Source organism: Pseudochrobactrum sp. sp1633, from assembly GCF_030376605.1.
Classification (GTDB): domain Bacteria; phylum Pseudomonadota; class Alphaproteobacteria; order Rhizobiales; family Rhizobiaceae; genus Pseudochrobactrum.
Map to the genome: position 1 here is coordinate 32,227 of NZ_JARRAE010000015.1, position 13,851 is coordinate 46,077.

Here is a 13,851-nt window from a genome sequence, read left to right on the forward strand (position 1 = left end):
ATTTTTTATTCTGGTAGCAATATTTTCAATAAAATATTGAATTTAATGTTATTTTTATAAACAAACTCTCTTTGCAAATAGCGCATCTCACGAAGCTGCAAAAAGCCTTGATTGTGGCTTCCATAAAAATTAACAATCTGAAGTTGTATTTTTAAATATTTTTACACCGTCACACGCAGGCAGCGACGAAAACCTTTATTGTCCTGCTTTCAGGACATTTAAGCGTAAAATCCGGTCTACACATTTTTTTAGTTCGTTTTATCTTCATTAGCAGAGGACGATAACTGAGAAAATTTCAGACAGGATTATGAAGCCATGAGACATCTTCTTCAAACCACAAGCCTTGTATTTGCTGGCCTATTGCCGCTCATCAATGCAGCGGCAGCCGCTGATGCAAGCCCGGATCTCATTCTCTATAATGGCAATATCATCACGATGGATGAGGAAAAGCCTGTCGCACAAGCGCTGGCAATCTCAGGTCAGAAGATTATCGCAGTCGGTGATGACGCACTGGCAGATCGTCTTAAAACCAATGAAACCCGTATCATCGACCTGAAAGGCAAAACCGTTATTCCCGGTCTGGTTGATACGCATATTCATGCCATCCGCGGCGGACAGACTTATACATTTGAGACTTACTGGTATGATAAAACAAAATTATCCGATGCATTGACGGCGCTGCAAGAAGCCGCAGCAGGCAAGCAGAAAGATGAGTGGGTTGCCGTTGTCGGCTCGTGGTTGCCCGAGCAATTTGAAGAAAAACGTGCTCCAAACGTGGCAGAATTGAGCGCTGCGGTTCCCGACCATCCGGTATATGTTCAGTATCTTTACGACTATGCTCTGGTCAATGATAAGGGCATCGAAGTTCTGCGGCTCAATGAGGCTGCACCGGCGTTGCCGCAAGGCATTACAGTTGAACGGGATGCGCATGGCAAAGCAACCGGAAAACTGCTGGGACATATCGGCAGTTATAACGCCTTGTTTTCCGCCATCGCACCTGCGGACAATGAACAGAGATTGCGAAGCCTGCAAATATTTTTCTCAGACCTCAACCGCGCCGGAATGACCGGCTTTATCGACCCTTCCGCAGGCCCGTCTTCTGCTTATGAGGCATTGTTCGCACTCCAGCGCGCGGGCAAACTCACCATTCGCGCCGGATATCGCATTCCGGCGATGAAACCGGGTGCGGAAGCTGAATGGTTTGAAAATATCATGGCATTCCGCCAGCCTTATTATGATACCGGCATGGTCAGTTTTGTCGGCATTGGTGAATCCATTGTCGCTGCCATGAATGACGGTGTGCAGATGGGCCCCGGTTTTCAGTCCTCGCAAAAAGCAAAAGACGAATTGCGCAAGGTTGCAACATTTGCGGCGGAAGGAAAAATTCCTCTGGAAATTCATGCCTATACGGATGATGCGGCCAGCGATATTCTGGACGTGTTTGAGGCAGTCAACACAACGCATCCTCTTAAAGACTTGCGTTGGTCGCTGGCGCATCTGAATACCGGTTCGGAAAACACACTGGAGCGGATGAAAAAGCTCGGCCTTTCCTACACGGTTCAGATGGGGCCGTATTTTGAAGGCCCTGCTATTCTGAAAGCCAACGGAGCAGAGGTTGCAGCCAAATCCCCGCCAACCCGCGCAGCAATAGATAAAGATATTCTGGTCGCGGGCGGCACGGATTCCACACGCATCGGTGTTTTTGGTGTCTGGCAGGCAATTGAATATCATGTCACCGGCCGGTCGCTCGGCGGCGCTATTCAAAAACCCCGTGACCAGTTGCTGAGCCGCGAAGAAGCACTCGAGCTTTATACGAAAAATGCAGCATGGATCGGATTTGCGGAAAAAACCCGTGGCACTCTGGAAGCGGGAAAACTGGCTGATCTGGCCGTATTGGATAAACCATATCTGACAATGCCCGCCGATGAAATTGACAGTGTCCGCTCTGTTCTCACCATTGTTAACGGGCATGTTGTTTATGATAATTTGCGGGAGACACCTGCCACAGCGCAATAAATGCACAGGACAATAATCAGCCTCACAGACAGGGAACAGGCATCTGCTCCCTGTCTTTATGATCCGCTACGTGCGGCCACTTTCTCACATAAAACCGGCTCTTACTCAGCTTTCCTGCTTGTTGAGAACCTGCTCACCCGCCTCACGGTCACTCTCTGTCACCGAGCTCAGCTTCTTTAGTTTTTTGCTGGCCCAGTTGTTGAGGTCATCCATTGCGGTAAACATCACCGGTACAAAGATCAGGCTGAGAGCCGTCGAGGTAATCAGCCCACCAATCACTGCAATTGCCATCGGTGCACGAAACCCCGCATCGCCGCCAATACCAATGGCAGCCGGTATCATTCCCGCCACCATAGCGATGGTCGTCATGACAATCGGACGAACACGGGTGATGCCCGCTTTCAAAAGTGCTGCATGACGATCAAGTCCTTCCTTACGGCATTCAATCGCATAATCGACCATCAGGATGGAGTTTTTACAGACAATCCCCATCAGCATCAAAATGCCGATAACAGACGACAAATCCAGTGCCGCCCCATAGAGCAGCAAAGCAATAGCCGCGCCGCCAATGGAGAGCGGCAATGCAATCAGGATCGTCAGCGGCTGCAAAAAATCCTTGAACAGCAGAACCAGAACCGCAGCGACCATCAAAATACCGGTCAGCAAAGCCAGCCCGAAACTATTGAACATTTCTGCCATATATTCCGCATTGCCATATTCAACCTGGCTGACACCTTCAGGAAGATTTTGATACGCAGGCAGTTTCGCAATCGCCTCCAGTGCGCTGCCAAGCGTGGCACCATGATTCAGGTTGGCCTCCACCTCAATCAGCCGTTTTCGGTCAAGACGCTCCACACGACTTTCCGCAGACCCGAATGTGATCTCAGCGACAGAGGTAAGCGGAACCGGTTTTCCTGATGCGGTGCTCACCTTCAGGTTTCTCAGCATATCCAGATCACTGCGTGCGCTGCTTTCCAGCAAAACACGGATTGGTATTTGCCGGTCACCAAGGTTAAACTGTGCCGAATTGGAATCGGTCTCACCCAAGGTTGCAATCCGCGCCACAATACCAATAGCCGACGGCGAAACGCCAAGACGCGCCGCCTCATCAAACCTCGGTTTCACATGCAGTTCCGGCGCAGACAGCGGCTCCGAAGATACCACATTGGCAAGCTCCGGCAGAGCGCGCATCTGCACTTCAAGCTCCCTGGCGGCGCGGGTGAGATCTTCGCCGTTGTTACCAATAAGAGCAACAGATACCTCCTTGCCGCCGCCCTCAGCGGTAAAGGTAAACCGGACATCCGGCACGGCAGTAAATATCGGGCGTACCACCGCCTCGAATTCTTTCTGGCTCATGCCCCGCTCTTCACGCGGCTTCAGATTAATCAGCAGTGTAAATTCACTGACACTGTCCGATGCGGTTGCCAGAACGTCCTTTACCTCCGGCCGCTGCAGCAACCGGTCAACAATATCGTCCGAAACACGAGCCGTCTCATCAAGCCTTGTGCCCGGCGCCAGCGTGACCCTGACTTGCGAATTATCCACATCACTTTGCGCCAGGAAACCTGTCGGCAACAATGTCATGAGGTAGACCGAACCGGCAAAAATCGCGGCAACCATAGCAAATGTCGCTATGCGGTGACGCAGCGTCCAGTCGAGTATACCCAGATACCATTTGCCAAGAGCGGATGATCCTGCATGACCTGACACCGCTGCATGAGGCTGCAACAAATAGGCCGCCATCAGCGGTGTCAGCAGGCGGGCAACCACAAGCGAAAACAGAACCGCGATGGCCACTGTGAGGCCGAACTGTTTGAAATACTGCCCCACAGCCCCGCCGATAAAACTGACCGGCGCAAAGATTGCGACAATCGTCAGCGTTGTTGCAACAACGGCCACCCCGATTGCATCCGATGCCTCCAGCGCTGCAAGATAGGGCCGCTTGCCCATATGCACATGGCGCTCAATATTTTCGATTTCAACAATCGCATCATCCACAAGGATGCCGATCACAAGCGTCAGAGCCAGCAGGGAAATACTGTTGAGCGTAAAATCCAGATAATACATTGCCGCGAAAGTCGGCAGAATCGACAGCGGCATGGCCACGGCTGCAATCAGTGTCGCCCGCCAGTTTCTCAGAAACAGAAACACCACTGCAATCGTCAGAGCAGCGCCCTCCACAAGGGCAGTAATCGCATTATTGTAACTTTGCAGGGTATATTTGACCGTAGAGCTCAGCTCTCTGATCTCTATACCCGTATGCAATTTGCGAATGTCATCAAGACGGGCGGCGACACCATCTGCGACCACCGTATCGCTGTAGCCTTTTGCCCGCGATACAGAAAACCCGACCACCGGCTTGCCATCAAGACGGGAGAAGCTGCGCGCTTCGGACGAACCGTCCTGCACTGTGGCTATCTCCCGTAACGGAACCCAGCGGTTGCCCGGCAACACAATTGTCAGAGCAGAGAGTTCTTCAACGCTTTTTGCACTGGCAATTGTGCGTACAGATTGTTCCCTGCCACCAATCGTACCACGGCCGCTGGGCACATTCACGTTCAGGTCGCGCAACGCACTATTGACCTGATCTGCCGAGACGCCGAATGCCAGCAACCGCTCCGGTTTCAGGGTAATGCGGATTTCGCGGGTGACACCGCCCAGACGCTGCACTTTCTGCACCCCTGCAACCGTCAGCAATTCACGGGTCACTGTGTCATCGACAAACCATGATACATCAACCGCAGACATCTGCGGGGCAGACAGCATATAATAGAGGATTGCGCCGCCGTCGGTATCAACACGCGTGACCACCGGTTCCTGAATCGTCTGCGGCAGTTCCGAGCGGATTTGCGCTACCGCCTCGCGCACATCATTGGCTGCGCGGTCAGGGTCTATCCCGATGCGGAAATCAACTGTTGTCGTTGAAACCCCGTCAGCAATGACAGAGCGAAGGTGGTTGACCCCTGCAATACCAGACACCACACCTTCAATACGGCGTGTTACCTGTGTCTCCATCTCGGAAGGCGCGGCACTCGCCTGCGTTACCACAACGCTCACAACCGGAAATGAGACATTCGGATTGGTATTGACCGGCAATTTGGTAAACGCGATCCATCCGATCACGATCAGGACAATGAAGAGAACAATGGTTGGCACCGGCTTGCGGATTGCCCAGGCAGAAATATTGCTGGTCATCTGAAATACTCTCACGGAATCCGGGCAGGAACAGGCGTAACAGTTTCGCCGTCACGCAGCAGCGGGCCTGCCTTTTCAACAATATGCTCGCCGGTGCTCAGGCCGGAACGAACCTCCACTTCTCCGCCCCTGCGCAGGCCGAGCGTCACTTTTCGTATTACGGCCTTGCCGCCAACCACAACAAAGACTGAAGCCTCAGACGGTTTGGCATCATGCAAAAAGGCGGAATTATTGATGAGAATTGCTTCTTTTTTGGCAAAAACCACATCCGCTCTGCCAAAAGCACCAGAAAAAGGCGGCATCTGCTTTCCGTCGACAGAGATAAACACCGTGCCCAGCCGCGTCTGGCGGTCGATTTTCGGTGATACCAGCCGGATATGGCCGCTGGCGGACTTACCGTCCGGTAATCTCACCTTTGCGGGCTGGCCCGCCTGCAGCAGAAGCAGTTCACTCTCCGGCACCTCTGCCGCAAACTCGATTTCACCGTCGCGGATAAGGCTGACAAGCGCGCCGTCACCGGCAAGTGCACCAACGCGGGCATTGCGCTCAGAAACAATACCACTGACAGGCGCATAAAGAACCGCCCGCTCTCTCTCGCTTTGTGCTTCGGCCAATTGCGCTTCCGCCTGCACAAGTTCTGCTTTTGCTACCCCCACGCTTTGCTCGGCGATGTTCAGCGCAGACAATTTGTCATCATAGGACTGCTCACTTACAGCCCCGTTGGTGCGTAGGCGTTTTGTCCGCTCCAGATTGGACTGCGCCTGCACTTGTGTTGCTTCCTGCTGTGCCAGCCATGCGCGGGCACGGGCAACGCGGGCCTCTGTCTCTTTGAGCTTGATATCCAGTTTCACAGTATCCAGCCGCACCAGCACCTGTCCGGCTTTCACAAAGTCCCCTGCTTCAATCTCAACCGCAGCGATACGCTGATCTTGCAGCGTTGTGGCGACAGACACTTCCTCGCGCGGCACAAAAAGCCCGTTAAAAGCCAGCTTCCATTCTGCCACCCTTTGGCTGGCAATCACGGTTGAGACAGTCCGGCCCGCTGCCGGTATCTGAGTGCCCGCAATCGCTGCATCTGCGCGGGTCTCCTTCGCAGTCACCGTCAACAACAGCGGCAGAGAACAGGCAATGGCTGAGAGGTACAGCAGAAACCTCATGTGTCGACACCCTTTAGGTTTGTAAGGTCAGAAATCCAAAGACTTCACAAACAGCATGTCTGTTAAGTTTCAGCAGAGGTAATATACAAACCCTGCGAAACACCGGCTGCTGCGTGATATTTCATCGCGTATAAACCGGCATTGTACCTTCCATTTTCTGATCAGTATTTTTCACTATTAAACATGATTATTTTAGTATAGTATTATATCCATTGAAACTTTGCACAGACACACGCCATGAATATCCGATCAGCCAACAACCATGAAGAATTGATGTCCGCCTATTTGCGGCAGTTAAAATGGCTGCGTGACATGCTCAAAAGGCGCACCCGTTCGCATGAGTTGGCGGATGATGCATTGCAGGAAACATGGCTGCGCCTGACAAAGATACAGGATAAGACCTGTGAGGTTCGCGATCACCGTGCTTTCATTTTGCGCGTTGCAAATAACATAGCGATTGACCTGCTGCGCAAAGAACAGCGCCATTACAAAGCCTGCCTGAGTGACGAGGAAATTTTAAAAGCGGTTGCAGATTCTACCCCCTCACCGGAGATCTTCACGATTGACCGCGATCAGTTGCGGCAGCTGGTTTTGGCGCTGTTGCAATTACCGGAAAAGCCGCGCACAGCCTTGCTGCTGGCGCGCTGTGATTGCCTGACCCATTATGAAATTGCGCAGCGTTTGGGCGTTTCAGAAAGTATGGTCGCACGCTATCTCGCACAGGCTTTGCGGCATTGCCGCGATCATTTTCGCGGGATCAGCTGAACTGTGATGACAGATAAGAGCCAATATAAAACAGATATAACCTTAAGCGATGAGGCAATCGACCGGATTGTGCAATTGAGCTCAGGGCGGGCAACAGCGCAGGATCATGCGCAATTTGCAGACTGGCGCCGCCAGAGTGCCGATCATGAAATGGCCGCACGTGAGGCGGAAGCGCTCTGGCATGGCATTGGCACAGCCGGTAAAAGCATCCGCAAATCTGCCAAGCAAAAGCACTACACACGACGCACAATACTCGGATTTGCCGGTTTGTTAGCCGGTGGCGCAGCTTTACATCAGACGGGCCTCATCGGGCCGCGCCTCTATGCCGATTATACGACCGGCATCGGTGAGCAACGCACAATCACTCTGGCCGACGGATCTACGATATTCCTCAATGCCTATACAGCACTGTCCGTAGAGATGGGTGAAAAAGAGCGGCGGCTCACTCTGCATGAGGGGCAGGCTCTGTTCACCGTTGCTAAAGATGCTGCACGGCCATTTATTGTTGCTGCACAAAACGGGCAGACCCGCGCTTTAGGCACAGTCTTTGATATTGATATCAAGCCACAGCAAGTTGTGGTCACCGTAGTAGAGGGCACTGTCAGTGTCACAGCGGATATGACGCAGGCAGCAGCAAACAGCAATATAGTGGTGATGCAGGCCAATTCACGCATCAGCTATCAGGACACCGCTTTCACCTCTGCGGCTCAAGATGTGGATTCCGACATAGAAACCGCATGGCGCAGAGGCAAGCTGATTTTCAACGCCAAACCGCTCGGTGATGTGGTTGCTGAGATTGAACGTTACCGTACAGGTAAAATTATCATTGCAAACCGGCATTTGCGCTCACTGCAAGTGACCGGCGTTTTTGATCTGAACCAGCCGGAAGAGATTTTGCAGGCGATTGAAACCACCCTGCCGGTATCCGTGACAAGACTGCCTTTTGTGACAATTCTGCGTTGAAAAACAACATCTTTCAAATTCATGATAAAAAATATCATATTTTTACATTTTACCGGTGCAAGATCAGCCATGTCGTTTCGTCTTTAAAATATGAGACCGGAATTACCGCCTTTAGCGGAGGCCGGAATGTGTCATATTGGTAAGGCGGAATAATTTCATGCAGGCTATCATAAAGGCGAAAAAGCACTCTTCGTCTCAACGTACACAAAAGACCGGACTTCTGGCTTCGGTTGCGTTCATTGCAGTGCTTGGCACCGGATTGCCGATGATTGCCCATGCGCAGACCACTGTATCCCAGACAATCAGTTTCAATATCCGCTCTCAAAATCTGGGCTCTGCACTCGCCGGTTTTGCCGACCGTGCCGGTCTCAAACTGCTGATGCAATCCAATATAGTATCCGGCAAGACAAACCCTGCGGTGCAAGGCACGATGACACGGGAACAGGCATTGGGCAGACTGCTGTCCGGCTCCGGCCTGAATTACTCCATTCAAGGCACAACGCTCACAATTCATGACCCTGCAGGTAATGCCCGTCCCGTCGCTGCGCCGGATGGCGGTATAGTGCTCAATACAATTACCGTTACCAATGGCGGTGCAATCGCTGCCGCTGAAGCGCCATATCACACAGCAGCGCCGACCTCTTATATTTCAGAGCAGACGATTGAGCGTTTTCGCGGCGCAAGCCCTGCTGATATTTTCCGCGGTACACCAGGCGTGATGTCCGGTGAAGCCCGCAACGGTGCCGGTGCGATTGATGTGAATATCCGCGGTATGCAGGGCATGGGGCGCGTAGCCACCACCATCGACGGCGCAGAAAATGCCATTAATGTCTATCAGGGCTATCAGGGTATTTCGAACCGTACTTTTGTTGATCCCGACTTCCTCGGCGGCATTGATATTCAGAAAGGCTCCGATGCTGCTTCCAGCGGCATTGCCGGTACCGTTGCCATGCGTACAATTGAGGCAGGTGATATTGTCAAGGAAGGCAACCGCTTCGGCCTGCGTGTCAAAGGCGGTTTCGGCACCAATTCCAGCAAACCGGTGACGGATACAAAAGCAGGCTATGAAATTATCAATAGCGGTTACCCCGGCGATCTGCAGCCGGAATTCGATCATCTCTATGTACCAAGTGTTAAGAGTTCGGATGACACCATGAACCGTCCGGCTTTTCTGAAGCCGACCAATGGTTCAGGCAGTATCGTTGCGGCAATGCAGGATGAAAATATTGAACTGCTGGCAGGCTATGCCTATCGCGAGCGCGGCAATTACCATGCCGGTAAAAACGGCCCTGCTGCCGGTATTGCCAATCTCGGCGGGATGAGCGTATGCAGTTTTCTTTGTAACTTACCCAATCCTGAATACAGATGGTATCCGCAATATATTGAGAACACAGGTCTGGCCAATTACCGCCCCGGTGAGCAGGTTCTCAACACCCAAATGGCAACGAAATCCCTGCTGCTGAAGGGCAAGGTCATGTTCGGCGACGGCCATAGTATTCAGCTTGGCTACACAGGCTTTGAAAGCAAGGCTGGTACTTTTAAGGCTAATGCTTTGAGTACACTCGGACAACAAGCCAGACAACAGCGCCTGACGACAGATATAGAAGCACACACCGGAACATTTAAATATCGCTGGGATCCTGAAGAGAATGACCTGATTAATCTCAAGGCCAATCTCTGGGGTACGAAGCTGAAGCAACGCAATCCGGTTGACTGGCTGCCGGCAAATGCGCCGGTCGACTTTAAATCCGGACCCGATCTGTGGACATGGGGCGGCGATATCAGCAACCGTTCACAGTTCACGACTGCCTATGGTGATTTTGATATGACCTATGGCGCGTCTTACAAAGAAGAAGATACCAAGCCGACAGAAGGAACAAGGAAATGGGACACATTTCTTGATTTACGTGACGGCACCCGTAAAGAAGCCGCAGCCTATATCAAGACAGCGTATAAACCGGTTGACTGGCTGACGGTCAATGGCGGCCTGCGCTATTCCCATATGTGGTCACGCGATCGCAGCCGCACAAAATATGTTCATCCTGATATGGTTTACGGCAAAGCGCGTTTCAAACAGGGCGGCTTCAGCCCGTCATTGGGCGTAACAATCGAGCCGTTTGAAGGCGCACAATTCTACACCAATTATTCCAGCACCTTACGCGCGCCGAGCATTATGGAGGCCGTGTCCGCTTTCAATATGACCGTGAATGAAGATGCAAAGGCAGAGCGTTCCAACAATTGGGAAATCGGTGCAAACTTCATTCAGGACGACCTGATTACCGGTACAGATCGTGCAATGCTCAAACTGGGTTACTTCAACTGGGATGTAAAAGATTACATCGCCCGCGAATTCCACAGATATGCGAACTCTGCGAATGTGCGCATTTTCAATATTGACCGCGCCCGTTTCTCCGGTCTTGAAATGTCGGCCAATTATGCGCTCGGCGGTTTCGAAGCCACACTGGCTGCCAATTATTATCTGAATGTGGAGTTCTGCCGTACCGCTGAAACCTGTGAAAACAAATCTCTCTATGCCGACTATGCCACCAATCACGTACCGCCTAAATATGGTATAGACCTGACCCTGACCCAGAAATTACTGGATGATGCACTCACGGTCGGCGGCCGCATTTCCTATACCGCATCGCGTGCAACCGGCCACGGTGATGTCACAGGACAAGGCATGTCGCAGTTTATCACGATGATCAACTGGCAACCTTACACACTGGTTGATGTGTTTGCTGAATATAAAATCAACGACACTTATACCGCCAGTGTGCGCGTGGAAAATCTGACAGACCGGTTCTATGTCGATCCGCTCAGCCTTGCGCAGCAACCGGGACCCGGCCGGACATTCTATGCATCTCTGACAGCCAATTTTTAAGGCTCGCAGGGACAAACAGACCGCTATGCCGTCGGGTCACACTCACCGGCATAGCCCCTGCCCGTATCTGAAGCGAAGATTTATGCCTTGCAAAATAAACTTGATTATTATAGTCAAGATTTATTCTATCGTCATTGCCTGTCGAGCCGGACGCATATGCTTTCAGAAAACGGTTACACAGATGTGGGATCTCCATCATCTTTTTAAAAAACATGCGCGTGATATTATACAATCATTACGCCGCAGAGGGCTTCCCGAAGAAACGGCTGCCGATCTGACGCAGGATACTTTTTTACGCGTTTTGGTCTCGCCGCCTGCGGAAAGCAAAACCACCTATAATCCCGCTGCCTACCTGTTCAGAATTGCGCGCAACCTCGGTACAGATCATCAGCGGCGGGAGGGTTTGCTGCGCAAAGTTGATCTTGCACCCGAAGATTTTTTGGCCATTGCTGACCCCTCTCCCTCACCGGAAAAACAGGTCTATGACCGGCAGAAACTGATGCTGGCACAACAGGCTTTGCAGGAACTGCCCGACCGAACGCGCAAAGCATTCGAGATGCATCGTATGGATGAGATGACCATTGCGGCGATTGCAGCGGAACTTAATCTCTCCGTGGGCAGAACATGGACCCTCATCAGAGATGCCTATGAATTTATTGACAGCCGCCTGACCGGACTGTGACAAATTTCCCCATTAACTGAAAATTAACCGCGCTCATTCGTAAAGAGAAATGAGACAGTAATTTATCCGGACAGGCTTTGAACGCATGACCAATTCCGCTGATGAGACACAGGAAGCACAGCGTCTGTTTCGTGAGGCAGCCGATCTGGCTATCCGTCTGCAAAATGACCCCGTTAATCCGGTCTCCGTCGATATGATTAAAACATGGGTCACCCGCAGTCCCGCCCATGCAGCGGCTTGGGCGCGTGTGGCTGCCATCCACGGTATGACCGGCACGCTGTTCACAGAAAACCGGAAAATACCAGAGAAAAACAAACTATCCCGCCGCAATTTCATTGCCGGAACCACGCTCGGCCTTGGAGCCCTGACCACCGGCGCGCTGACAATGCCGCATCTGTGGCTGCTGTCGCAGGCCGATCACATCACCTCCACGGCAGAGATCAGGGACATTCCCCTGCCTGACGGCAGTCTCGCCACGCTGGGGCCTGACAGTGCAATTGCCGTTGATTTCTCTGAGCAAGACCGCCGTATCGGACTGCTGTCCGGCATGGCGTATTTTCAGGTTCAGCCGGACAGCACAAGGCCTTTTACCGTCTCAACCGGCCCTATGCAGGTCACAGCATTGGGCACAGCTTTTGATGTTTCTGCAGAAAAAGGCTTTCTCTCTGTGGCCGTCGCGCATGGCACAATTGAAGCCAGAACCGGCAAACCGGCAAGCGAAAAGCTGGAGGCCGGTACGTGGCTTACTTTTGACAGTGCAACCAGCCGGATTACCCGTGGCGAACAGGAGCCATCACAAATTGCAGCATGGCGCTCCAATATGCTGTTTGCGGAAAATGAAACCGTTGCCGCCCTTTGTGCAAAGATTTCACGCTGGCAAAACGGGCGTGTGATTATCGCTGATCCTTCACTCGGATCGCGCACGGTCAGCGGTGTTTTTGATCTTAACGACCCTGATGCAGCCATTGCAGCGGTTGTCCGGCCTTTTGGTGCAAAGACACGGAAAATTGCCTCTTTGCTGACAATTGTCTCCTCCGTATAAAATATGAGTAAAAACTGAATATTTTTATCCGCCACTCGTAAAGAAGAATATGAGGGTGTTTTATCGTGCAGAAAAAACGCCTGTAATGATTGACCGACGGAGTGAGCAGGCATGACAGGCGCCACCAAACAAGCGGAACGACACACCAAATACAGCAAAGCCATGATAGCCGCTTTGCTGGCGACAACGGCAATGATAACCGGCGTGGTTCTGACAGCAACCAGCTTCAATGCACAGGCACAGCAACAGACAGGCTTCAATATTCCCTCCGGTCCGCTCAACCGTGCACTCGCAGCCTTTGGCAGCCAATCCGGCACCCAGCTATCCTATGAACCTGCTGTTGTGCGCGGGAAATCTTCTCCGGGAATTTCAGGTGCAGCCACCAAGGAGCAGGCACTGGCGCGGATTTTGCAGGGTTCCGGCCTGACCTATAATTTCACCGGCACAAAATCCGTATTGATTGCCGAGCGCCTTGCCTCAAGCACCGGCGGCGCTGCACCGGATGGCAGTATCACACTCAACACGATCACCATTACCAATGGCAGCTCGATTTCCGCAGCGGAAGCGCCCTATGAAACGGCAGCACCAACCACCTATATTTCCGGCGAAACAATTGAGCGCTATCGCGGCTCCAGCCCTGCGGATATGTTCCGTGGCACACCCGGTGTCAAATCCGGTGAAGCACGCAATGGTGCAGGATCAATTGATGTCAATATCCGCGGCATGCAGGGCATGGGGCGCGTATCCACGACCATTGACGGCGCGGAAAACTCTGTCACCGTCTATCAGGGTTATCAGGGTGTTTCCAACCGCACCTATGTTGATCCTGACTTTATTGCCGGTGTGGAAATCAACAAGGGGGCGGACACCGCTTCATGGGGCAATGCCGGTTCGGTCAGCATGCGCACGGTCGGTGTGGAAGATATTGTTAAAGACGGTAATCACTGGGGTATCCGCGTTAAAGGCGGGATTGGCGGCAACACATCCAAGGCCACTAGCCGGCGCTCTGAGCGGTTATCAGTGGCCCTATGCGCCGTGGGATACGCTGAAAGCACCTGTCGGCTCAAAAGACGGTATGGACAGACCGTCATTCCTTTCGCCCACCAATGCTTCCGGCAGCATTGTCGGCGCCTATAAAGGCGATGCA

General features: G+C 52.3%; 9 protein-coding genes. 7 read left to right on the plus strand and 2 right to left on the minus strand.

All coding sequences use genetic code 11. The annotated features are described in order from the left end of the window. The first annotated feature begins 315 nt into the window (after positions 1-315). Positions 316-2,016: an amidohydrolase gene (locus tag P8H26_RS14675; RefSeq protein WP_289633894.1), complete on the plus strand. Its 1,701-nt coding sequence runs from the start codon at positions 316-318 to the stop codon at positions 2,014-2,016. 105 nt (positions 2,017-2,121) lie between these two features. On the opposite strand, the gene P8H26_RS14680 is transcribed toward P8H26_RS14675, so the two are convergent. Both P8H26_RS14680 and P8H26_RS14685 read right to left on the minus strand, forming a co-directional pair. Beyond that, on the minus strand, positions 2,122-5,211 hold the full coding sequence (locus P8H26_RS14680) for an efflux RND transporter permease subunit (protein ID WP_289633895.1): 3,090 nt from the start codon (positions 5,209-5,211) through the stop codon (positions 2,122-2,124). Positions 5,212-5,222: 11 nt separating this feature from the next. After that, the gene (locus P8H26_RS14685) at positions 5,223-6,368 is read right to left on the minus strand and encodes an efflux RND transporter periplasmic adaptor subunit (RefSeq protein ID WP_289633896.1); all 1,146 of its coding nucleotides are present in this window, start codon (positions 6,366-6,368) and stop codon (positions 5,223-5,225) included. A gap of 237 nt (positions 6,369-6,605) precedes the next feature. Here P8H26_RS14685 and P8H26_RS14690 point away from each other — a divergent pair, with 237 nt between their 5' ends. From P8H26_RS14690 to P8H26_RS18100, 6 genes are all read left to right on the plus strand, one after another. Further along, on the plus strand, positions 6,606-7,133 hold the full coding sequence (locus tag P8H26_RS14690; protein ID WP_289633897.1) for an RNA polymerase sigma factor: 528 nt from the start codon (positions 6,606-6,608) through the stop codon (positions 7,131-7,133). Positions 7,134-7,139: 6 nt separating this feature from the next. Further along, on the plus strand, positions 7,140-8,096 hold the full coding sequence (locus P8H26_RS14695; protein ID WP_289633898.1) for a FecR domain-containing protein: 957 nt from the start codon (positions 7,140-7,142) through the stop codon (positions 8,094-8,096). Positions 8,097-8,253: 157 nt separating this feature from the next. Then, entirely contained in the window at positions 8,254-10,980 is a 2,727-nt protein-coding gene (locus tag P8H26_RS14700) for a TonB-dependent receptor (protein WP_289633899.1), read from the plus strand. Between the two features lie 181 nt (positions 10,981-11,161). Further along, positions 11,162-11,662 (plus strand): RNA polymerase sigma factor, encoded by a 501-nt coding sequence (locus P8H26_RS14705; RefSeq protein ID WP_289633900.1) that lies wholly within the window; start codon positions 11,162-11,164, stop codon positions 11,660-11,662. 85 nt (positions 11,663-11,747) lie between these two features. Then, complete coding sequence (locus P8H26_RS14710) at positions 11,748-12,704, plus strand: FecR family protein (protein ID WP_289633901.1); 957 nt, start codon at positions 11,748-11,750, stop codon at positions 12,702-12,704. A gap of 111 nt (positions 12,705-12,815) precedes the next feature. After that, positions 12,816-13,841: a TonB-dependent receptor gene (locus P8H26_RS18100; protein WP_308446681.1), complete on the plus strand. Its 1,026-nt coding sequence runs from the start codon at positions 12,816-12,818 to the stop codon at positions 13,839-13,841. Positions 13,842-13,851: the final 10 nt, after the last annotated feature.